Source organism: Pseudomonas sp. GW822-FHT02E03 (assembly GCF_058802325.1).
In genome coordinates this window covers 1-22,459 of the sequence record NZ_JBXAOA010000059.1, presented here as the reverse complement: position 1 = coordinate 22,459, position 22,459 = coordinate 1, and the positions used below count along the sequence as shown (strand labels likewise).

Annotated in this window: 16 protein-coding genes; 11 read left to right on the top strand and 5 right to left on the bottom strand. The window is 57.1% G+C overall.

Annotated elements, in window-relative coordinates; all coding sequences use genetic code 11:
• Nucleotides 1–89: 89 nt before the first annotated feature.
• Complete coding sequence (locus tag AC1RQB_RS26130; RefSeq protein ID WP_207267312.1) at nucleotides 90–1,130, bottom strand: Ldh family oxidoreductase; 1,041 nt, start codon at nucleotides 1,128–1,130, stop codon at nucleotides 90–92.
• A 267-nt stretch (nucleotides 1,131–1,397) separates the two neighbouring features.
• Between AC1RQB_RS26130 and AC1RQB_RS26125 the strand changes: the two genes are divergently transcribed.
• Together AC1RQB_RS26125 and AC1RQB_RS26120 are read left to right on the top strand one after the other, a co-directional pair.
• Nucleotides 1,398–6,224: a dermonecrotic toxin domain-containing protein gene (locus tag AC1RQB_RS26125; protein WP_063343537.1), complete on the top strand. Its 4,827-nt coding sequence runs from the start codon at nucleotides 1,398–1,400 to the stop codon at nucleotides 6,222–6,224.
• 262 nt (nucleotides 6,225–6,486) lie between these two features.
• Entirely contained in the window at nucleotides 6,487–7,488 is a 1,002-nt protein-coding gene (locus tag AC1RQB_RS26120) for a FecR family protein (RefSeq protein WP_063343536.1), read from the top strand.
• A gap of 55 nt (nucleotides 7,489–7,543) precedes the next feature.
• On the opposite strand, the gene pvdQ is transcribed toward AC1RQB_RS26120, so the two are convergent.
• A complete protein-coding gene (pvdQ, locus tag AC1RQB_RS26115; protein WP_063343535.1) occupies nucleotides 7,544–9,889 on the bottom strand; it encodes a bifunctional acylase PvdQ in 2,346 nt (781 codons plus the stop codon).
• Between the two features lie 234 nt (nucleotides 9,890–10,123).
• On the opposite strand from pvdQ, the gene AC1RQB_RS26110 reads away from it, so the two are divergent.
• Nucleotides 10,124–10,495 (top strand): hypothetical protein, encoded by a 372-nt coding sequence (locus AC1RQB_RS26110; RefSeq protein WP_063343534.1) that lies wholly within the window; start codon nucleotides 10,124–10,126, stop codon nucleotides 10,493–10,495.
• A 19-nt stretch (nucleotides 10,496–10,514) separates the two neighbouring features.
• Here AC1RQB_RS26110 and AC1RQB_RS26105 read toward each other — a convergent pair whose 3' ends face one another.
• A complete protein-coding gene (locus AC1RQB_RS26105) occupies nucleotides 10,515–10,703 on the bottom strand; it encodes a hypothetical protein (protein ID WP_007901365.1) in 189 nt (62 codons plus the stop codon).
• 591 nt (nucleotides 10,704–11,294) lie between these two features.
• Here AC1RQB_RS26105 and AC1RQB_RS26100 point away from each other — a divergent pair.
• From AC1RQB_RS26100 to AC1RQB_RS26080, 5 genes are all read left to right on the top strand, one after another.
• Entirely contained in the window at nucleotides 11,295–12,536 is a 1,242-nt protein-coding gene (locus AC1RQB_RS26100; RefSeq protein ID WP_063343533.1) for an MdfA family multidrug efflux MFS transporter, read from the top strand.
• 21 nt (nucleotides 12,537–12,557) lie between these two features.
• A complete protein-coding gene (locus tag AC1RQB_RS26095) occupies nucleotides 12,558–13,688 on the top strand; it encodes a LuxE/PaaK family acyltransferase (RefSeq protein ID WP_063343532.1) in 1,131 nt (376 codons plus the stop codon).
• Nucleotide 13,689: 1 nt separating this feature from the next.
• Nucleotides 13,690–16,092 carry an aldehyde dehydrogenase family protein gene (locus AC1RQB_RS26090; protein WP_063343531.1) on the top strand — a complete coding sequence of 801 codons (2,403 nt, stop codon included), beginning with the start codon at nucleotides 13,690–13,692 and terminating at the stop codon, nucleotides 16,090–16,092.
• 66 nt (nucleotides 16,093–16,158) lie between these two features.
• Entirely contained in the window at nucleotides 16,159–17,451 is a 1,293-nt protein-coding gene (locus AC1RQB_RS26085) for a phenylacetate--CoA ligase family protein (protein WP_198537218.1), read from the top strand.
• Entirely contained in the window at nucleotides 17,448–18,410 is a 963-nt protein-coding gene (locus AC1RQB_RS26080) for a GNAT family N-acetyltransferase (RefSeq protein ID WP_063343529.1), read from the top strand. Before AC1RQB_RS26085 ends, AC1RQB_RS26080 begins: the two co-directional genes overlap by 4 nt.
• Here AC1RQB_RS26080 and AC1RQB_RS26075 read toward each other — a convergent pair.
• A complete protein-coding gene (locus AC1RQB_RS26075) occupies nucleotides 18,399–19,325 on the bottom strand; it encodes a LysR family transcriptional regulator (protein WP_063343528.1) in 927 nt (308 codons plus the stop codon). The genes AC1RQB_RS26080 and AC1RQB_RS26075 overlap by 12 nt on opposite strands.
• A 118-nt stretch (nucleotides 19,326–19,443) precedes the next feature.
• On the opposite strand from AC1RQB_RS26075, the gene AC1RQB_RS26070 reads away from it, so the two are divergent.
• Entirely contained in the window at nucleotides 19,444–20,439 is a 996-nt protein-coding gene (locus AC1RQB_RS26070; RefSeq protein ID WP_063343527.1) for an aldo/keto reductase, read from the top strand.
• Nucleotides 20,440–20,488: 49 nt separating this feature from the next.
• On the opposite strand, the gene AC1RQB_RS26065 is transcribed toward AC1RQB_RS26070, so the two are convergent.
• Nucleotides 20,489–21,019 carry a hypothetical protein gene (locus AC1RQB_RS26065; protein WP_063343526.1) on the bottom strand — a complete coding sequence of 177 codons (531 nt, stop codon included), beginning with the start codon at nucleotides 21,017–21,019 and terminating at the stop codon, nucleotides 20,489–20,491.
• A 454-nt stretch (nucleotides 21,020–21,473) separates the two neighbouring features.
• On the opposite strand from AC1RQB_RS26065, the gene AC1RQB_RS26060 reads away from it, so the two are divergent.
• Complete coding sequence (locus tag AC1RQB_RS26060) at nucleotides 21,474–21,920, top strand: DUF411 domain-containing protein (protein ID WP_063343525.1); 447 nt, start codon at nucleotides 21,474–21,476, stop codon at nucleotides 21,918–21,920.
• A complete protein-coding gene (locus AC1RQB_RS26055) occupies nucleotides 21,920–22,354 on the top strand; it encodes a YqaA family protein (RefSeq protein ID WP_008069184.1) in 435 nt (144 codons plus the stop codon). The genes AC1RQB_RS26060 and AC1RQB_RS26055 overlap by 1 nt, the downstream gene beginning before the upstream one ends.
• Nucleotides 22,355–22,459 lie beyond the last annotated feature (105 nt).

The window sequence follows — 22,459 nt, the reverse complement described above, 5'->3', positions numbered from 1 at the left end:
CGCGAAAGCGGTGTGTCAGGCAACATCAATGTTGACTGTGCCGCCGCCTTCGCGAGCAAGCCCGCTCCCACAGGTTCCGTTTTCAGGGTTCAGAGCCCGGCCAGCTCCCGCAGATTGGCCAGCGTCTGAGCATCAAGCACAATGCCTTCGACCCCGGCTTTGGCGCGCTGCCGGTGACGTCGATCACCCGGTAACCGCTTGAGCCCCACACCGTGCATCTGCCGGACCAGTTCCTGGCTGCGCTCGGCAAAATTCTGCCCCGCCGACTTGCTCGGATCGATCACGATCAGCAGTTGACCGGTCCAGGGTGTTTTCGCCCCCGGATGGTTCGACCAGTCGAACTCGAAAGAAAAATTGCCCCCCGTCAACGCCGCCGCCAATAGCTCCACCATCATCGACAGCGCCGAACCTTTATGGCCGCCAAATGGCAGCAAGGCGCCACCTTCAAGAACTGCTTTCGGGTCTTGAGTCGGCTGACCGAGGCTGTCCACCCCCATTCCCGCTGGCAAACGTTCACCTTTACGGGCTGCGATCTGTACATCGCCATGGGCGATGGCGCTGGTCGCCAAGTCGAAGACAATCGGAGCACCGTTAGCCCGGGGCGCGGCGAAGGCAATCGGGTTGGTCCCGAACAGTGGACGATCGGCACCGTGCGGCACCACGCAGGTCATGCTGTTGACCACGCTCAGTGCCACCAGCCCTTCATCGGCAAACGGCTCGACGTCTGGCCACAAGGCGGCGAAATGGTGGGAATTACGGATGGCCAGTACCGCAATGCCGGCGCTGCGGGCTTTTTCGACCAGCAATGACCGCGCCGCCGCGAGGGCCGGTTGGGCAAAGCCATTACCGGCGTCAACCCGAACGAAGCCCGAGGCCACGTCCTCGACCACCGGCACGGCCTGACCATTGACCCAGCCGCTTTGCAGCGTCGACACATAACCAGGGATACGGAACACACCGTGGCTGTGAGCCCCGTCGCGCTCGGCGCCGGCGCAGTTGAGGGCCAGGGTTTTGGCGACATCGGCCGAGGTGCCGTGGCGCAGGAAGATCTGCTCGAGCAACGCCGTCAGCGCTTCGAAGGACAGGTTTTGCGAAACCGCAGTAGATACAGGATCGTGTGGCGCAGACATCTGAAGCTCCAGAATAATTATTGGAGGGGGCAACAGCGTACGAAAACCAACCGATTAACAACGGGCGACGAGCAGCCTGTCAACCTTTCGCTTGAACCGGAGCATCCGATCAGAACCGATGGAGCCTAAAAGACGCTTTGGCGCATGTTTGCACAAACATTGGGCGGCCATGCGGTAACTATCTACCACCTTCGACTCCCCCGCGACTTTTAGTCTTGAGCCTCAACCCACAGGCGCATTCAGCAGCGCCCTGAACGAGACTCGACGATGTCCACACCTCCCGCTCCGCTATTTTTCCCCCAGGCCCTGCACTCGCCCGGCCACTGGAATGATCTGGGTAAAACCCATGGGCTGACGCGCAAGGATTTCGAATGGTTCAGTCATCTGGAACTGGCCAGCCAAACGTCACGCAGTCAACAGACTCCGCCCATGTTTGCCGAAAAAATCCTGCTCAATGCGCAAGACCTGGCCTCCATCCCCTTGGCCGGCAGCTTCGTGTTGAGCCTCACTCCGGACGACAACGGTGAAATTCTCTACACCCCGTACGCCGGCATAAAGAAGTTCCACAGCCGCGCAGCCTTGATCGAACAGCTGAAACATCAGCTGAAGAGCGCGACCGAGGACGACGACCTGCTGGCTTTCATGTCGTTGTCTGCGCGTAAAACATTGGCGGCAGCGGCCAACATTCAGGTGAGCTTTCAGGCCATCGAGGGCGACGTATTCGAAGACCAGCGCACCGTCATCGCCAATAACCAGCGAATGAACGAGCAGGCCATGCTGGACGAGTTGTTCAAGCTGCCAACACTCACCTCGCTGCTCACTTCGCTGCTTGATGAGTTGCTGCAGTCGCCATTCCCGGGCCTTGATCAAAGCCAGACCCGACTCAACTTTTACTCCGTTGCACCGGCCCATGACGACAACCAGGAAAGTGCCCCGCCCCGGCGCTGGATCAATTCCATGTCCCTGAGTGACGCGGTACTGTCGTATTACCGCCATCAGCGATGGCCGATCGGGCAGTCTCATGAATTCTCCCATCCGGAAAAAAAGCCGACGAGCGCTGACCAACACCAATGGGAAACCGCGGTAAAGACCGCTTCCAGCAAACTGATCAGCCTGCTTTCCGGGAAACTGCAGCGCTACTGGGACGATGCGGCGGCTGACGGGGCATCCCGCCGCGATTTTTTCAGCCGGGCCATCCGTGAAAAGGCGCGCGCAGAGTTCCTGATCAAGCGCGAGGCCGAGATCATCAGCCCTGAACAGAGCCAGGCCTTGCATTCGTTGATTCAGCCGACGGCGGGCACTTCCTCGGCACTCAGCCTCGAGACGGTGCGTCTTTGGGAACACGCAGCCAACTATGTCGAACTGGCGGGCGCACTGATGATCAGCCACGCCAATTCCAAGGCCTTTCTTTACACCCCCACGCAAGGACTTCAGGTGCTGAAGGACTATCAGGACCTCAAAGATACCTTGCTGAGTAAATTCAGCGCGGTCGGTCACGAAGATGAGCTCTACGGCCTGCTGAGCCTGGAGGAGCGCAACCGGTTCATCGGTTTCAATCAGCCTCAGGTCTCCGGCGAGGTAATTTCAGGCTCGATATTCAAAACGCTGTTTGAGGCGATCATCACCAAGCAACGGCAAAACATGGAATACGTTCTGCAGGTTTTCCGTCACAGCGACGGCACCGTGGACCTCCATGCCTTATTCGACAAGGCACTGGATATCCGCGCCATGATCAGCGATCAATTACTGACGCTGGATGTTCAGGGACGCTGGAGTACCCGGCCGGTGTTGTCTGGCAACCAGCTGCCCTCCATGGTCTTGGCGGATAGAGCCGCGGCTTTCGTAAAAACCTTCAGCGATGTCGAATCGCTGATCAGCGCGGAATTCGCCTCCCAGCCGATCGCCTCTGGGCCCCTGCAGCGCATTTACCTGGAGAATCTGAAACCGCGCCTGGCCCATGCGCTTTCCGTGGGTGTACGGGGAGAAGCCAGCCTTCGAGTGCTCAACGCCACGCTGCGGGACGCCGACCGGGCCATTGTCGATACGGTGCTTAACCCGGATCAACCGGATCGAGAAACGCGCCTTGCCCTCAATGGTTTCAGGCCTGACGCTTATTCACTGCTCCTTGAGTGCTCCGGGCAGAAGGATCTGCTGCCCTTGGCCAATTGCGTACTGTTGACCGAACGTGGCGGGCTCGATGTTCAACATTCCGGCCGGGCAATTCTGTGGACGCCTGCGACCGGGCTGGAAGTCTTCGCGACGGTCAGTAGCGCAACGACGGAATTGAACCGGCGCCTGCTCGACGCCAGCAAACGCCTGGAACTGCTGGCGAACCTCACCCCTGCCCAGCGCACATTCCACCAGCGCTATACGCTCAACTCGTTGCGACTGATTGAGGGCAACGTCCTGCGGCGCCTTGCGCAATCCTCCATAGACCACTTCCTGGCCCGTTGCGAACACCTGCGCAGCCTGAAGCTGGACGCTGTACAGCAGATCAAAGCGCTTAACGAAATGACGCAACGGGTCATCGATACCAACTTGCAAAGAGCCAGGTTGATCTCGCAGGCCATCACCCGACAGCAGTCCCTGCCTGCATGGCTTGGCATGGCCCCTGTCGAAGAACAGCAGTTACACATTGAACTGCTGGAGCAATACCACAACAGCGTCACCGACGATAAAGACTACCTGCACGGGGTCCAGCCCCTGAAGTCCTATGTGCATGACCGATTGGTGTCACTGCTCGGCAGCCGATTCACAGGAACGCGACTGGACCCCGACCACATCAAAATCACGCCCAACCTGGCCCTGGCCGGGCCGGCGCGTAGCCTGACCGAGTTTGCCCTGAACCCTGCCAACGCAGCTCAAGGCATCGGCTTCAAGATTGCCTCGACAACCTCGACGGCCCTTCCCGATCGCCTGGATCAGAACGCCGTGCGCCAGCTTGTGCAGTCACTGAATATCCACAGCGATTATGCAACGCGGGTGACGGATGCATTGACTAAAGCCGGCACCGATGCCGACAAACGAAAGCAGCGTTTTATTCAGCAACTACCGTGGCAACTGTTGCAACACGCTCATGCACTGAAACTGCAGCAACATCTCAGTGCCAGCGCTTTCGACTTGATCTGGCAGGTTCTCGACATGCCGGACGCCATTGCCCGCGCGGCTGTAACAGGTGCCCACGCCATCGTCAGGCCGCTGGAACTGATCAAGACCGCAGGCGCCGCGGCCGTTAAAACCCTGGGTCTGTACCTGATCGGCCCCGGTGCCGGACATCAAGGGCCGCAAATCCTGTATGCGCCCTACCACACAGGCTCCGTGTTCACCGAATTCGAGAACCAAGCCAGCGTTATATCTGCGATCAATGCGCCAGGGGCACTGCAGAATCTGATCATTCGTCGGCTTCCCGAGAGTGAGCAAACCTTGTTCGGCAACCTGCTCAAGTCCACCGTCGGACAACAAAGCGAAATCACCCTCGCGTCCACCCCCATTAACGGCAACCTGCTTGCACAACTGTTCAGCGATAATGTCGGCCTTCTATCAAAAATGCTGGGCAGCCAGTCAGAGATCACCGGCCAGGCCGACTGGGAAACCGCCAAAAACCTGTTCAGCGCCGGTATCAGACTGATTTCGGGCCTGTTGCCGGGCAAACTCGCCTATGGGCAGTTACTGTGGCAAAGCTACAAGGACTTCAAGAACTCCGCCGAAGCGCTGCAGGATCATCACTGGAAACAGGCATTGCAGGCGTTTATTGCCGGCACCGCGCAAATGGTGACGCTGGGCAAGTTGTCTCTGGAGGCTTCAGCGCCCCCTGCGCAAGCAACCTCCACCGCGCCTGTTGCCAAACCGGTGGCCGCCTTGCAATGGTCAAAGGTGAAACCGACGGCTCTGATGCGCACGGTGTTGCAGCCTTTCGAGGCCTCGGACGTTGCATTAAAGGATCTGAAGAAGAGCAGCACCAATGGAACTTACGTGGACTCGACCAGCAATCGTACGTACGCCCCCGTCGAGGGAAAGGTTTACCCCGTGGTCAAAACCGGGCCGGTCTGGCGAATGATCAGAGACCGACAGCAGGGTCCCGCGTTGCTGGCGGCTTCCGGTCAGCAGCTAGTGATCGATCCGGACATCCACACGGTCCATTACGGCAAAGCCCTGTCGAAAATGCACAATCAATATGTTGTTGATCGCACGGCTCGGGACATTTTGAATATCGAAGCCCGGGGAATGGAAGCCATTCGGACAAAACACCCGGAAAAAGCACGCATGATCGTGCAGGCCATGGACTTGGCTCGCTATTACGCGTTTAACAGTCTGCATAATCTGGCGCAGCTCAGACACCTGAATCCGGGGACGCGGCTGGATACCTTTCTTAAAGCCTTTTTTGATGCTGACCACCTCGACGCCAGCCTCCTGGACAAAATCAAAAAGGTCATCGTTCCCATTTGCACAGCGCTGGTGGACCCAAACGAAGACTTGATGAACACCGAACGTTTTGTGGTCGGTTCAAACAAATACGAGACCAATAGCACGATCGCTTTTGTTGTACCTGACGATGCACAGAAGCGTGTGTATTTCACGGAGATGTTTTTTGACCCGCAACTTGATTGGTACAAGTCCTGTTTGACTGAACCTTTCGACGTCGACGACCATGCCCGGGCCGCTACCCTGATTCATGAGTTCTCCCATATTTTTTCAAACACCGTAGATATTGCAACGCTTGAGGCAAGGCGTCCGTTCACCGATCTGATCGCCACCGTCATCGGTTTCGGTACGAAAACCAAACAGACTCAGCAGGACTTCCAGCGAGAGGCACTGTCCCTGGAGACCCCGAGGGAAGAACTGTTTGCCCGCTGGAACGAAACATTGCAGTCATGGATCAGTCTGGACTCGATTGAGGGGTTGGAGCATGTGGGTAAGGACATCCTCAAAACGACGAGCTGCAAAACGATGGATGAGGCTCGCAACGCCTTCCTGAATCCACGGAAGGTAGACCTGCGAGCCGACATCATTTTGCGCAACGCCGACTCGATCGCTCACTTGATCTGTGAAATGGGTCGACAACTGGATCCGGTGCCAGCCCCGCCCACCGCCTGATATTCGGCCGTAGCAGCTGTCGAGCGCTGCTACGGCCTAACGCAGCCTCGCTGGGGCTCGACAGCTGCTACAGTCCGGGACGGCGGGATCAGTCCTGGAGGTCTTGACCATTTTTTCACTCCATTTATGGATACTGCCTGGTGACGCCCGGCTTTCAGAGCGTCCATGTGAAAATAAGTTGTTCTTTGATGGGCAAATGCCATGACGGTTGTTCTCGCAGACTTCCCCTCAAGGTTAGAATGCAGGAAATCAGGATGAGTCAATGACCGACCACTCTCTCTCCCAAGCACAATACGACGCCATCACCGATGCCGCTGCGCACTGGTGCATGCGTTTGCATGCCATCGACTGCACAGCCGAAGAGCGTCAGGCGTTCGAGCAATGGCGTGATGCCCATCCCCTGCACGCTTTCGAGTACGAAGCCATGCTGGAAATCTGGGAGGTTGCGGGCGATTTGCCTCGTCCCGAATCTCCCGCGCCGGCTGTTCGCGGCAAACCGACAATGCCTTGGCGCACTTTCGGCATTGCCGCCACCGTCTGCGCCTTGGCGTTGCCGCTGGCGGCCTATACCGGATGGAACCTGGGTTGGCTGCCCAATGCCTATCAGCATTTCGAGGCGACCGATAATGTTCGTCAGGTCACGCTGAGCGACGGCAGTCAGGTGGAGCTGAATCTGGGCACTGAACTGACGTTCAGCAATTACAAGGATCAGCGCCGTGTCACGCTGAAAAAAGGCGAAGCCTTCTTCAGCGTCAGTCATGACCTGCAGCATCCATTTATCGTCAAGGCAGCCGATGGCAGAATTCGCGTCACCGGTACCCGATTCAACGTCTGGATGTATAAAGACCAGGTACGCGTGAACCTGATCGAAGGGTCCGTACTGGTGACCAGCAACGGTGCCTTGCCCGGCGAAGGTTCACGTCTTGAACCTGCCATGCAGGCACGTTATCGACACGGCGACTTCACGCCGCAAATCAGCCAGGTCTCTGCCGATGACCACTCGCTGGCGTGGCGCAGCGGCAAACTGGTGCTCGATGATCTGACGCTGACCGATGCCCTGCCCTTGATCAATCGTTATTTGAACAAGCCAGTCATGATCGCGGACCACAGCACCGGCTCGATTCGTCTCGGTGGTGTCTACAACATCAAAGAGCTCAATAGCCTGGTGGCTTCGTTGCCCAAGGTGCTGCCGGTCTATCTGACCCGCAACAAGGACGGTAGTCCGGTCCTCAATTCAATTCCGCAACAAGCCCCAAAAAGCTGAAGGCCGCCCCCCTTGCGGGGTGCGCCCTTCATGTTTCATTCGAACGCTATCGCTATTACTGCGCGGCGATCTTCCCTGCTTTCTCATCCTGCTCGCTGATCGTCTGAGCCTGGTACTGCGGATCGGACGTGATCTGCTGCTCGGTGAACGGCAACACACTCAACTGCTTCTTCGAAAAGGCCAGTGTCTGGTCCCGGGAGTACTTCGATGCCGGGTCACTGGACAATGAGAATGCCAACAAACCTTGAGCCTGCGGCCCCTTGTCGTCGAAAGTCACCACCTGCAAATAGCTGGTGCCACTGACAACCTCGCGTTTGCCGTCGGTTCTCGGCACGCTTTGGATCGCGTTATACACACCCAGCGTGCCCGGCCCGCCATGGATCGGCGTTTGCTGCCCGCCACTGCTGACCACCTGGATATCGCCCCAGCGGCTATCGGCCTTCAGGCCAAGGGTTTTTACCTGTTCGACCGAGGCCAGCATCGCCGCCCGAATCGCTTTGGCGACGTCTGGCTGTTCAATTGCCAGGCCACGCGGTGTGTGTTGCGGATCCTTCGGATCGAACGCGACACGCCAGATGCCAGGAATTTGCTGCAACGGCTCCATGACATTTTGAAAATGCACAAAGCCCAGTCCACTGTCCAGATTCACCCGGCGATCCCAAGCCTTGAGGCTGGCACACAACGGTGTAAGCGTCGGCGCATCGGCGCCAAGATCCGCGGCGCAGAATTGCAGCAGGTCCGGCATCACTTGCGCCGCCTGATACACCTGATCGTCCATCACCATGTGTTGCAGATCTGCTGCAGCGACAGGGCCGGCCTTGCTCAAGGTGCCCAGACGCTCCAGTGCGAAGCGCGAACGCAGTCCCAATGGCTGATTGTCCTGACTGATCAATGGCGAGAAACCGGTGAGTGGTTGTGCCGGGTTGGCCATCCAGGCCGAATCATTGGAATGCTGCACAAAGTCTTTGCGCAACAGTTGCGGCAACTTGTCTGCCGCATAAATACCTTTTTGCGCAGCGTGTGGGTCGATGTCCCAGGCACAGGCGCTGTTGGAACCGTCGAGCAGGATCATCTGTAATCCGGCCCGAGGATCGCTGCACTTGGCCAGCTTGTCGGCATTGACGTTCGGCACCACCGACAGGTTCATGTAAAGCGTCTGCCCTTGATCGTCAACCGCCAGGGTATTGACCCATGGAATCCCCTGAATTTTGTGCACCGATGCCTGCAATTCAGTGAGGCTGGCGGCACGGTTCATCGCATACCACTGTTGCAAGACCCGGTCGTTATCCAGATTGGCATCGCGCAGGCTATAGGCGAACTGGTTGTTCCAGTCCAGCTTGCCGGGCCATTGCACAATCGGGCCGAATTGCGAACTGTAGACCACATGGGAAATCTGCCGGGTCTGGCCATCGGCTTGCTTCACGTTCACCGCCAGCGTCTGCTTTTTCATCGGCAAGGACTTGCCATCCAGCAGGTAACGGGTCGGATCCTTGGGATCGAGTTGCAGACGATACAGCGTGAAGTGCTTGGACGAATCCACCGTGTGGGTCCACGCCAGGTGCTGGTTGAAACCAATATTGATCATGGGCAGGCCGGGCAACGCGGCGCCCATGACGTCCAGTTTGCCGGGAATAGTCAGGTGCATCTGATAGAAACGCATCCCACCAACCCAAGGAAAGTGCGGATTGGCCAGCAGCATCCCGCGTCCGTTGAACGAACGTTCGCTGCCGACCGCCACGGCGTTACTGCCGCGATCCAGAGCGAAACGTTGCATGCGCGAAGCCGCCAGCTGGAACGACACGGGTTCGCCTGCCATATGGGCAACGGCTTTCGGCGGGGTAGCGCCGGCCAACGCTTCGGCAAACTGACCCACGCCGCCTTCGACCAGCAGACGTCGGGTCAGCTTGACCAGATCCTGCGCAGTGATCGCGCGCACCCATTCGCCCTGGCATTGCTGCGGCAAACCCTGGGCCTGGCGCTCTGTCAGCGAACGGTTGTAACCGGCCACATAACCGTCGATGAGCTCACGAACTTCAGGCGTTTGCGCCTGCCAGAAAGCGCCGACTGCCTGCGGCGTATTCAACCAGTTGAAGAACAGATCGCTGGCCAGGTTCCCGCGCTCTTCGACCGTAAACTGGTCCGGGCCGAAATACCGGGAGCGCTCGCCATTGACGGTGACAATCTCATTGGCCAGCAAGCACAGATTGTCCTGAGCATAGGCATAGCCAATGCCATAACCGAGGCCACGCTCGTTTTCGGCACGAATATGCGGTACGCCGAAACTGGTTCGACGAATTTCGGCTGTCGCCTGCTCTGGCTGGCTGCGCGCGTTTGCCGCAAGACTCAGCCCCAGCAACACACCCGCAAGGCTCAGCCTGGTTAACTGCCTGGAAATAATCACGCTCGCTCCTGATCGAAAAGACGTATGACACGCAATGCGCCTCCCCTTAAAACGAAGCAAACAGCAAAAATTTAAGCCTTTTAGGGTGCCCCTATGCCCGGCTCACGGGCCGCTGACGTACTGGCGACAAATTTTCTACATACGGGTCTTCATTATTTGCCTGGCTCGTTCGTCTTATTGATTGAGAGCACCCATCACATTTTTCCTGATCAGGCTCTGAAAAGGAGTTTTTGCATGTACAACCCGCAACTGCCAACGGACGGTAGCCATGCGCCAAAGGCCAGCACCCTGGGCTCCGGCGTTTTCAATCAACCAGCCGAACGCCACGGCAACGAACAGATCAGGTTTCTGCTCAAGAGCTTTGGCCTGCGAACCAGTCTGATTCGCCTGAAAGTGATCGACGCCTTACTGACGGCCGCCCAAAGCGACCGCTGCCTGGGTGTGCGTGGCGTGCACAGTCACTTGCTGGACCTGGACATTCCCCTGTCCTTTCTCAGTGTCCGTGAAGTGTTGAAACGCTTGTGCGGTGAAGGCGTGATCACCCTCAATCCGGACAAAAGCTACAGCCTGCATCCACAGGCTGCCGCCGTCCTGTTTCGCGAGTAATCCGGCCATGGGGCGTCGCTCAAGGCTTGACCTTGCGACGCATCACGCCATTGATCACCACCACGAGCACCGCCACGCCAATGGCGATGTACTGGAACAGCTGCTCTGTGATGATCCCTGCATTTTGCAGCCAGGAAAGGCCGAACATGATCCCCAGTACCACCAGGGAAATCAGTATCGAGTATTTCAAACGTTGCGACTGGGTCATTGCGGGTTCCTGAACCAAAAAAAGTATCCGATTTGTATCCGATTGCATGCCAAGCCACTACCGGTCTGCGGGAATGAGGGCTGCAAACGGGGTCTCATGTTACAGCCGATGACGAAATTTGACTTCATTGCGGCGATAACCATGAGGATTTTGAAATGTTTCGGCGAATTACACTGCTGATTCCTTTGCTTACCCCCTTGACATTGAGTGGCTGCATCGTCTCCCCCTAATGGTTGGCTGGCATAGCGACCGCCGTTACGGCATGCCACCCAGCTATGATCAGCCTCGATAACATTCAATATGTTTGCCTGAGCAGTTATATAACCGAATTATTTATTCACCCCAAAAACTTTTCCTACGAGCCCATACACATGCATGCGTTATAGCAGGCATTTATCGTGTAGGACAATTCTGATTAAACTTGGAATTTATTACGAACTCACGATCTATTTTCCCTAAAGGTCCAAAATCTGACACACAATGAAAAAACACTGAAACTTTTTGCCTCAAACAAGCACATGAAATTCATCATGGGCCATGGATACTCTTGTTCTGCCGCCTTATCAAACTTCCGGCACCAACAGGAACATCATGCACAAACCGTTAATAGATATAAGCTCGTCTCGTCTCCTTGGTTTTTGCCTTGCAATCACTCTTTTTGAACTTCTGACTTACATGGCCAGCGATATGATCATGCCGGCCATGTTGACCGTAACCCATCAATTGAATGCCAGTGCGAGTCATGTTCCCTACGCCTTCAATCTTTATTTGGCAGGGGGCATTCTTTTGCAGTGGCTTATCGGTCCGCTGTCCGATCATTTCGGTCGTCGCAGAATGCTGCTCATCGGTTGTGCGGTATTCGCTCTAGCCTGTGCTGCGGCGTTTTACGTGCAGAGCATCTTTGTCTTCAATGGTTTGCGCCTGATTCAGGGCATGGGATTGGGATTTGTCATCGCGGTCAGTTATCCAGCCCTGCAAGAAGTCTTCTGTGAAGCAGACGCAGTAAAGATCATGGCATTGCTGGGTAACGTGGCGCTGCTCTCCCCGCTGCTGGGCCCCTTGCTCGGCAGCCTGATGCTGGAATGGCTCTCCTGGCGGGAGCTGTTTTTACTGTTAGGGGTCGGCGGTGCGATGGTCTGGTTGGGGCTTTATTGGTACATGCCGGAAACGGTGGGCACCTTGCGTCACGATGGTCAGCGACTGGCTGCCGTCCCCTTTGAATGGGGCGGCACGGTGCGCCGCTACGCCGCTTTGCTCACCAACACGCAATTCCTGCGCGCCACCGTCGCCTTGGGACTGATGAGCCTGCCGTTGATTGCCTGGATCGGGCTGGCACCTCTCTTGCTGATCCAGAACCAGGGACTTTCCACCCTGCAGTACGGCCTGTGGCAGATCCCGGTATTTGCGGCAGTCATTCTCGGCAATCTGATACTCAACCGATTGATTGCCAACACTGAACTGCCCCAACTGATTCGATACGCGCTCTGGCCGTTTTGCGGTGGGCTCATCGCATTGGCCGCCATTACTTTCACCGGTGCCTCGACGCTCCTGTTGGTCAGTTGCCTGTCGCTTTACGCCATCGGTCTTGGCATGAGCAACGCCGCGCTGTACCGGCTCGCGCTGTTTTCCAGTGATGACAGTAAAGGGCTGGTCTCAGCCGCGATCGGCATGATCTCCATCGCTGTCATGGGTGGTGGTGGCTCGATTATCGCGGCCCTGGGTGCCGGTGACAGCCTTGAGGCCTTCGCTCTGATGGCCTGTCTCATGGGGCTATTGTGCCTGGCGCCCTTGAGACTGTTTCTGCGTCGTTCTCACATCCCGCTTGCGATCTGACACCAACCAGTAGGTCTTTTGATGATCCATCTACCCCATTCCGATGCGCTTTGTGCGTTAACGCAACCCTATTGCCTGGATTCCGTGCCGGACGGTCTGTTCGACCGGGCCATGAGCGAAATCAGCCTGTTTCATTGTCATCACACTCCCGGATACGAACGCTGGTTGAATGCTAATGATCTTGACGCCAACGCCCTGGAGTCGCTGGATGACTGGTCAAGGTTGCCGCCGATTTTCGCCAATTACTTCAAACGTCATCTGGTGTTCGGTCCCACAGGCGAAGACGCGCTGGAGCTGACATCATCCGGCACCAGCGGCCAAAAGAGTCGCATGCGCTACGACCATCGCAGCATGGCCGCGGCACAAGGCATGGTGAACCACATTTTCCGGCATTACGGCTGGGATACACCGGACAGCCCCTGCAACTATCTGCTCCTGAGTTATGAGCCCGAGGCAGCCATCACCCTGGGCACTGCCTATACCGATCAGTTTCTTTGCAGCTACGCCCCCGTCAACCGTGTCGCTTACGGCTTGCGCCTCACCGGCAAAGGTCATGAGTTCGATCTTTTTGGTGTGATTCGAGCCTTGCAGGAATTTGCCGAGGAAGGATTGCCGGTTCGCATTCTCGGTTTTCCGGCGTTCCTTTCGCATGCCCTTCAATGCATGGAAGACACCGGCGTGGCTGATTTGCAGTTGCCTGCCCAGTCACTGGTGTTTCTGGGGGGCGGCTGGAAAACCCAGGCGGCACAGGAGATTCCCCTGCATCAGTTGTATGCCCGAATCAATCGGCAATTGGGTATCGACCTGCCCCGCTGTCGGGACGGCTATGGCGCCGTAGAGCATGCAGTGCCTTATATCCAGTGTGCCCACCATCATTTTCATGTACCGATCTATTCGAAGGTTTTCGTGCGCAACCCATCCGATTTCACTGTCCAGCCATACGGCCAGCGTGGCTTGCTGGAATTCGTCTCGCCGTACATTTCGTCGAGCCCTGCCCATGCCGTGGTCATGGGCGATCTGGCAACTTTGCATCCCGGCGCCAGTTGCGGATGCGGTCTGCCAACCGATTGGTTCGAGCTCCATGGTCGTGCCGGCACCTCCGCCAGTCGCAGTTGTGCCATGGCTGCTTCCGAATTGATCGCAGGTGCTTGATATGTATCTGATCAATGGCCAGTTGCGTGATGACATCACCCCGGAAAGTGCCCTCGAACTCCTTAAGAAACCATTGCCCCGGCTGCTTTCTTCACCGATCGATAGTGAGACCGTTATCGAGTCTGCTGTGTGCTTTGCCACGAAGTTGCAATCTCGTAGCCAGGATCTGTCCCTTGACGATGAGCAATATCAGGGGCTGATCGATTTCTGCCAGCGCAGCAACCTGAGCACAAAACTTGAGCGAGAGCTGGGCCTGCAACCGCGTTCGCTGCGACGTATCGACTATCGACAGCCATGTTTCGAAAGCTGGCATCCATTAGGATTGGTGGTGCATATCACCCCAGGCAATGCGCCGTTACTGGCGTTCTGCGCAATACTCGAAAGCCTGCTGGCCGGCAATATCAATTGGTTGCGCCCCAGCGCCAGCGATCAGGGGTTGACCGCACAGTTGCTGGCCGCCCTTGTGCAATGCGACAGCAGCGGCAGGCTGGCCGAATTCGTAGCAGTTCTGCCGGTTGACACCTCACGGATAGCGCAACTTTGCGCCACGGCAGACGGAGTATCGGCCTGGGGTGGTGTAGCAGCGCTCAATGCGATTCGTCAGCAGATTCCTGCGGGATGCCGCTGGATCGATTGGGGGCACAAGATCAGCTTCGCCTATCTGTCACCTGAAGCGGCAGAGCCCGCCGCGCTCGATACCTTGGTAGATGAGGTCTGTCGGCTGGATCAACAAGCGTGCTCCAGCCCTCAATGGGTGTTGGTGGACAGCAACGATCCGGCGGTCCTGCACGCGCTCGGAGAGCGTCTGGCCGAAGCCTTCAAACGTCGCGCCCAACAGTGGCCGGCGCTAATGCCGACAGATCAGGAAGCTTCGGAAATCACCACACGCACTGCCATGGCGCAGCTTGATCAGTGCTTTACCGATCAGACCGGCCAAGTGTGGACCGGCTCCGGGTGGCGTGTCATCTGGGAACATCATCAGACGCTCGCGCCGTCGCCGCTGTTTCGTACAGTACTGCTCAAGCCAGTCCCACAGCACTTGCTTGCCGAATCACTGTTGTCTTGGCGAAACGTCCTGCAAAGCTGCGCATTGATAGCCTCCCCGGCAGGGACACCCGAGCTTGTTCGTACACTGGTCAACGCCGGCGTCACTCGCATTGCTCCTTGCGAGACGATTCATGATGGCTACGCTGGCGAGCCTCACGATGGTGTTTATGCGCTGTCGCGTCTGAGTCGCCGCCTCTCAGTGAGCCTGGCCGCTGATGTCTCGATTGGCCGCTCAACGCTCGACCCGGTGCCGTCTGCCCCTGACACGGCCCGTGGCCCGATCATGGACAAAGACACCTTCACGACCCAGCCGATCAGCCCCACGGCACAGCTGTATTTTCGCTCCGGCGGTAGCAGCGGCACTCCGGCCCTGGCAGGTTTCAGCTACCGAGACTTCCAACGACAAATGCGCGCCGCGGCTGATGGCATGTTCGCTGTCGGGCTCGATCCGTCACAGGACCGGGTGATGAACCTGTTCTATGGCGGGAACCTGTACGGTGGTTTTTTCAGTTTTTCGAGCATTCTTGAACAGATGGGCGTTGCACATTTGCCTATGGGGGCTCCCCAGGACGACGACTTCAGCGAAATCGCCCGACTGATCGTGGAGCAACGAGTCACCGTACTGATTGGCATGCCCAGTACGCTGCATCGCCTGTTTTTCAAGGAGCAGGCCCGACTTCGCGACTATGCCGGTATTGGCAAAGTGCTCCTTGGCGGCGAGCATCCGGGCGAGGCCAGTCGAAGCCTGATGGAAAGTTGCGGAGTGTCGACGATTCGTTCTGCTCTCTATGGATCCGTCGATGCAGGCCCACTGGGTCATGCCTGCCGGGCGACCGCAGACGGCGTGTTTCACTTGATGTGCGAAACCCAGTATCTGGAGATCGTTCAGCTCGAACAGGATGTGCCGGTGCAAGCCAATGAGATCGGCCGCCTGCTATTTACCTCCCGCGCCCGACAAGTTCAGCGGGTTCACCGATATGACATCGGCGACACTGGCCGCTGGCTCCCCGGAGCCTGCCCTTGTGGACTGGAAACGCCGCGATTCGAACTGCTGCAGCGGCACGGCAAACTGGTGCGGATTGGCACGGAGTTCATCTCACCTTCGGCGCTGGAACACAGCGTAGGAGTCCCCATTCAAGTTGTGCTGGACTACACCGCCAGTGGCGTCGAACGAATGCAAGTTCGAACGGATGCCGATATCACTTGGGTACGAGAAAAATTGCTGACCCATGAAGCATTGGCAAATGCCATAGCCGCTGCCCTGTTAGTTGTTGAAGTAATCGCCTGTGCTGAACATGAATTCATACGAAACAAGCACAGCGGAAAAGTCCCACTGATTGTCGATCGAAGAATATAAAAACAGAACGTTTCAACGACCGTGTTTTTTTTCAAACCAAAATGCCTGATTAGAAAAGAGAATCCAGTGAAATCAATTCATTCGCTCGAACAACTCGTGTCTTTTGTACGACAACACTCAAACTACTACAGCGCGCATCTGAAACATTTACCCACCACAGGTATTACTTTAAAAGATTTACCGTTAACCAATGTGACCAACTATTGGACCGGCAGCAATGATTTGAATCATTGGCCGGTCTTGACGGGAAATGTTGATGATGCGTTGGTGTTTAAAACCGGAGGTTCGACCAGCCAGGGAAAACTTGCGGTTTACTCCTACGAGGAATGGCAAACACTGGTCAGTACCTTCGGAAACAGTCTCTCTTCTCAATTGAACAATGGCGACCGCGTCGCCAATCTGTTCTTTTCAGGGGATCTCTACGCCAGTTTTCTGTTTGTCCACGATTCCCTGGCCCATGTCGGACGATCCATCTGTGAGTTTCCGTTTACCGGCGACATCGAACCGGACGTACTGGCGGATGCGATCGCACGACACCGAATCAATGTTCTGGCCGGGGTGCCCGCACAGTTACTTCGATTCGCGGCCTACCTGACGCAGCATCGGCGTGTGCTGTGCGGGGTCGAGACGCTGCTGTATGGCGGCGAAAGCCTGTTTGCCCCGCAGTTGGCAATCCTCGGTGAAGTATTCCCCAACGCCCGTATTGCCTCTATCGGCTACGCCAGCGTAGACGCCGGGCTCATAGGGGCCAGCACTCGCGACTGCGCATTGGGCGAGCATCGAGTATTCGAACAGCAAACCTTGCTGCAAATCATCGATGAACACACCGGTGAAGTGATTGAAGAATGCGATCGTATCGGAATGCTAGTGCAGACCAATCTGACACGCCGGCTCATGCCGCTGCTGCGTTACCCGGTGGGCGACCGTGCATGTTGGCGTGAACCGACCGCAACCCCGAGGCGTAAATTCGCCCTAAAGGGGCGTAGCGCCCACAGTCAGCGGGTACGAGTCGGCGTGCTGTCGCTGTTTACCGAAGAAATACACGAGATCATTCAGCGCGTAGCGCACAGCGAGCAATGGCAATTGCTGATCGAACAGACCGGCCCCAAGGATCTGTTGAGCGTGAAGTGGGTGCCCGAACCTCAGTCACAAACCGTCGAGCCGGTACTCCGCGCATTGCGTGAAGCGTTGCTTGCCCACTACCCTGCCATCGACGACCTGAGCCGCGAGGGTCTGCTGGAGTTTCGAGTGCTTTCCTGCGCAGCCACAGACCTGCAGCTTCACCCTCGCTCGGGCAAACAATTGCGAGTGCGGGATTTGCGAGTGTATGACGTTTGCTCGCAGGAGCCCGCGCAATGACCCGGTTGATATTTCGCCCCTACCGTCCTTGCGACGCAAATGCCGTGAGCCGGTTGTTTCGAGAGGTCTACGGCGATCTTTACGCTCAGCCGGATGTTTACCTGCCGGACATGATCAATCAGCACAACGCCGAAGGCCGTTGGCAATCCATGCTGACCGTGGATGACACGCGGGTGCTCGGGCATGCCGCGCTGTGCCGCGACTCGCCTTCGAATACCGCAGAACTGGCCCTCAGCGTGGTGCATCCCGTCGCCCAGGGACAGCATATCGCGACGCGCCTGGGCCGAGAGTTATTGATGTTGTCGGGTTCTCTGGGGATCCGGAGCGTATCGATCAAGCAAGTGACCCACCATCCCTACACTCAACGCATGGCAGAGAATATCGGTTTTCACAGCACTGGACTGCTTCCCGATTACGTCCCTTCGCCATTCGGTGAATCGCTCCCGGAAACCATCGTCATGGGCAGTCACATGATCGAAGGACACACGCGCCCGCTCCCCGACATCCCCTGGCCTGAAAGCTGCCGAGCATTCATGCAGCACCTGTGCTCGGTGTTCGGAGCCTGCCAGGACAAGGCGTCACAACCCGCGATGCCGTTGCAAATCAAACAACATCAGCATCGGTTCGACATTGTCATTCAGCGTTTGAACAGACGTTTGCTTGAGCAGATCAGCCAATTACCCCAGCACTGGCTGATCTCGGCACGGCTGGAACTGTCCCGGCACTTTGCCCGGGACATGCTGAGTTTTTCGGCTTTGGGCTTCGCCTTCACCGGCTTGATGCCCACGCCAGATGATAATGGCTGGTTCGCCCTGTTTCATCGAGGCGTCCAGTCTCGATCCCTCAACCTGCACTGCGCGCACATGCAACGATTGCATGACGACTTACAGCAAAACGCAAATGCCACGAGAACCCACCGGTACGTCGACGCCCGTATCGGTTCCCGCTCAGCCGCTTGAGTGTTTTCTATAAAAGTCACCGCTTGGCTGCGCGCAAAGCTCCACCAGCCAATCGACAAACACCCTCACCCGTCGAGACAACTGGCGGTGCGGTGGATAGAGCGCCGTCAACGGAAACGCCGGTGGCGGCACTGCCTTTAGCACTTCACACAAACGGCCTTCGTCCAGTTGTCGTGCGACGTGATAATACGGGGTCTGGACCAGACCATAGCCCGCTTCGCAAGCGGCGAGATATCCATCGGCGCTGTTGACCGAAACCTGTTTGGGCAGATCGATCGGCTGCACCTGACCATCCACCACAAACTCCAGTCCGTAACGCTTGCTCGTGCTGCTGGAGAAATACTCCACCATCTGGTGGCCATCGAGATCGGCCAGACACTGAGGCGTCCCGTGACGCTGCAAGTATTGCGGGCTCGCGCAGGTGACCTGGTCCATCATGACCAGCGGCCTTGCCACCAGAGAATCGTCCAGGGCCGAGCCACCCCGCAAAACGCAATCGACTCCTTCGCGGATCAGATCCACAGGCCGGTCATTCAACCCGATTTCCAGTTCGATCAAGGGATACCGGTCAGTGAATTGCGGCAATGCCGGAATCACGATCAAACGTCCCACTCCCGCAGGCATATCCACTCGCAGCAGACCTTTGGGGTTTTGGCGAGCGGCGGAAAACACCGCTTCGGTCTCCTCCAGATCCGCCAGCAGCCGCACGCAACGCGGGTAATAGGCGGCGCCATCGAGCGTCAGGCTGATCTGCCGGGTGGTGCGTTGCAGCAGTTGCACGCCCAGATGAGCCTCAAGTTGCTTGATCAGAATGGTCACCGAAGCCCGGGGCAATTGCAGGCTGTCTGCCGCTTTGGCGAAGCCGCCCAGTTCGACGATTCGGGTGAATACGCGCATGGCGTTGAAACGGTCCATTGCTTTGGCTTACCGGCTGATTATTTAGAAATTACAAATAGTGATAGCAGTTTTAGCCGGTTTATCTTGTTTCTGTCGAGGTTAACAATAGGATTTCAATTCACAGGGAGCTGATTTCATGCAAACACGTCAACTGGGCAAAAACGGTCCGCAGGTGAGTGCGATAGGTCTGGGCTGCATGGGCATGACCGATTTCTACACCACCGGCGTGGACACCCGCGAAGCCACGGCCACTTTGCACCGCGCGCTGGAACTGGGAATCAACCTGCTCGACACGGCAGACATGTACGGCCCACATACCAATGAAGAACTGATTGGCAAGGCCATTGCCGGCAAGCGTGACCAGGTGTTTCTCGCCAGCAAATTCGGCATTGTCCGTGACCCATCCTCCCCCGGTGCACGGGGCGTCAACGGTCGACCGGAATACATACACAAATCTATCGACGGCACCCTCAAACGTCTGGGTGTGGAGACCCTGGATTTGTATTACCAGCACCGCATCGATCCGCAGGTGGCCATCGAGGAAACCGTCGGCGCCATGGCAGAACTGGTGAAGGCTGGCAAGGTGCGTTACCTGGGATTGAGTGAAGCATCGGTCACCACGCTGGAGCGAGCGAACAAGATTCATCCGATCAGCGCACTGCAAAGTGAATATTCGCTATGGAGCCGCGACCAAGAGGAGAACGGCTGCCTGGCAGCTTGCCAGCGTCTGGGTGTTGCTTTTGTGCCTTACAGTCCGTTGGGCCGGGGCTTTTTGACCGGTGCTCTAAGAAGTCCGGATGATTTCGCGGCCGATGACTACCGTCGCTTCAGTCCACGCTTTCAAGGGGAAAACTTCGCTAAAAACCTGTTGCTGGTGCAGCAGGTTCAGACCCTGGCCACAGACAAAGGTGTGACGGCGGGACAACTGGCGTTGGCGTGGGTCTTGGCCCAAGGGGATTACCTGATCCCGATTCCAGGCACCAAACAGCGTAAATACCTGGAAGAAAATGTGGCCGCGCTGGACGTGAAGCTGAGCCGCGAAGAGTTGCAGGCCCTGGAAGCGATATTCCCGGCCAATGCCACGGCAGGGCTGCGTTATCCGGAAGAGGTCATGAAGTTGCTTGACCGATAACAGGTGCCCGGCCCGTTCGATGGTTCGAGCGGGCCAGCGCTGCCAAACATCACGCCTTGGCGTTAACGCCCTTGTCATTAGGAACCGTCGTACCGTTGCCCTTGCCGTAAGCTTGCAAGTTCTGCAGTACGTAGATCGCCGTCTTGTATTCAGGGATCAGGCCAACGGCGTACTTGTCACCCTTGATACTGTTGTTCTGAATGGCGTCCAGTTGCGTGGCGAAATACTCCAGCGCATTGAACTTTGCATCCGGGTCTTTCTGTACGCCAAAACGATCAAACTTGTCACCGGCATTAAGCAAGGTCATCGAAGTAATATCGGAAATCAGGCCTTTGCCTCTCAAGAAGGCACTGAGATTGCCCAGTTGCTTGGCGGATACATTTTCCGGATCGAAGCCCTTGATGTTCCTGTGCAGTTTCTGTTCATCCATTTTCGCCGTATTCAGCGCATTGGGATTGCTTCCCACCAATGCCAGCATCTGCTTGACCCTGGCGCTGTGGGTAACAGGCTTGCCGCTGCCGGTATCCTTGACCAGTAAACCTGCCTTGCTCGTCCATGCGCCTGTATAGCCGATTGTCATGACCGGGCTCCCGACTGCGTGACGGGATGCCGATCATCCAAAGCACACAGACGTCCTTGTGAGGCGACCATAAAAGTTCCTTGTTTAACCGAGATAGGTGCGGGCGAGTATCGATGTGTGCTCTAACGTCACCAACAAATATTTCGATTTTTTACAATTCTCATACATTTACGGTACATACCAGAAAGCGTCTTGTTTCATTGGTCTACATGATCTTTCGATATTGGCGAATATCACTAATCAAGCTCATGTACACCTTGGTTAGTTATTTGTGCGTGCCGGGCAAACCAACTTGCTGGCGCTCAAGGTTCGTTGATCGCAACAGGTTGGCATGCCCCCCCTGTGGCGAGGGGGTTTACCCAACGCTGTATTACTTCGAAACAATCCACTGTCTCTTTGTTGGGTAAACGGGTCAAAATGCATCTTTTTGGCCACAACCCGAGACGAGATCCCCATGCGAACCCACCTGCGTCTGGCCGCCCTGAGCGCCCTTTTCATCTCTTCCCTGGCCCAGGCTGCTGAGCTGATTCCCATCGAAGTTCATCGCGATGCCAACTGCGGTTGCTGCAAGAAATGGATCAGCCATCTGGAAGCCAACGGTTTCAAGGTCGCAGACTATGTTGAAGCCGACATGAGCCAATTCAAGCAACAACACGGTGTGCCACCTCGCCTCGCGTCGTGTCACACCGGCCTTATCAACGGCAAATTCGTCGAAGGCCACGTGCCGGCAGATCAAGTACTGGCCTTGAGCAAGCGTGACGATTTGTTGGGGGTTGCCGCACCCGGCATGCCCATGGGCTCACCCGGCATGGAAATGGACGGCATGAGCGATGCCTATCAAGTGATCGGTTTGAAAAAGGACGGCACTGACGTGGTGGTGGCGGACTACCCCGCCCATTGATGTTCGGTGCCTACATCGGGCTGTTTCTCGCGGCGTTCGGTGCCGCGACGCTGCTGCCACTGCAATCCGAAGCAGTGCTGGTGGGGTTGTTGCTCAGCAATCAGGATTGGCTCTGGTCGTTGTTGGCAGTCGCAACGCTGGGCAATGTGCTGGGCTCGCTGCTGAACTGGTGGCTGGGGCGCGGCATCGAGCGGTTTCGCGAGCGGCGCTGGTTTCCGGTCAGCCCTCGCCATCTCGAGCAAGCCCAAAAGCACTACCAGCGTTATGGCCATTGGTCGTTGCTACTCAGTTGGGTGCCCATCATCGGCGATCCATTGACGCTGGTGGCTGGCGTCATGCGCGAACCGCTGGGGCGTTTCCTGGTGATCGTGACACTCGCCAAGGGCGCCCGCTATGGTGTGTTGGCCGTGGCTACGCTGGGATGGATGGGTTGAATGGTCATGGCGGTGGCGGCGCGGAACCTGTGGGGGGGGGGGGGGGGGGGGGGGGGGGGGGGGGGGGGGGGGGGGGGGGGGGGGGGGGGGGGGGGGGGGGGGGGG

Coding starts and splice junctions, on each gene's coding strand:
- AC1RQB_RS26130 (WP_207267312.1), bottom strand. CDS start 1,130: ATGTCTGCGCCACACGATCCTGTATCTACTGCGGTTTCGCAAAACCTG.
- AC1RQB_RS26125 (WP_063343537.1), top strand. CDS start 1,398: ATGTCCACACCTCCCGCTCCGCTATTTTTCCCCCAGGCCCTGCACTCG.
- AC1RQB_RS26120 (WP_063343536.1), top strand. CDS start 6,487: ATGACCGACCACTCTCTCTCCCAAGCACAATACGACGCCATCACCGAT.
- AC1RQB_RS26110 (WP_063343534.1), top strand. CDS start 10,124: ATGTACAACCCGCAACTGCCAACGGACGGTAGCCATGCGCCAAAGGCC.
- AC1RQB_RS26105 (WP_007901365.1), bottom strand. CDS start 10,703: ATGACCCAGTCGCAACGTTTGAAATACTCGATACTGATTTCCCTGGTG.
- AC1RQB_RS26100 (WP_063343533.1), top strand. CDS start 11,295: ATGCACAAACCGTTAATAGATATAAGCTCGTCTCGTCTCCTTGGTTTT.
- AC1RQB_RS26095 (WP_063343532.1), top strand. CDS start 12,558: ATGATCCATCTACCCCATTCCGATGCGCTTTGTGCGTTAACGCAACCC.
- AC1RQB_RS26090 (WP_063343531.1), top strand. CDS start 13,690: ATGTATCTGATCAATGGCCAGTTGCGTGATGACATCACCCCGGAAAGT.
- AC1RQB_RS26080 (WP_063343529.1), top strand. CDS start 17,448: ATGACCCGGTTGATATTTCGCCCCTACCGTCCTTGCGACGCAAATGCC.
- AC1RQB_RS26075 (WP_063343528.1), bottom strand. CDS start 19,325: ATGGACCGTTTCAACGCCATGCGCGTATTCACCCGAATCGTCGAACTG.
- AC1RQB_RS26070 (WP_063343527.1), top strand. CDS start 19,444: ATGCAAACACGTCAACTGGGCAAAAACGGTCCGCAGGTGAGTGCGATA.
- AC1RQB_RS26065 (WP_063343526.1), bottom strand. CDS start 21,019: ATGACAATCGGCTATACAGGCGCATGGACGAGCAAGGCAGGTTTACTG.
- AC1RQB_RS26060 (WP_063343525.1), top strand. CDS start 21,474: ATGCGAACCCACCTGCGTCTGGCCGCCCTGAGCGCCCTTTTCATCTCT.
- AC1RQB_RS26055 (WP_008069184.1), top strand. CDS start 21,920: ATGTTCGGTGCCTACATCGGGCTGTTTCTCGCGGCGTTCGGTGCCGCG.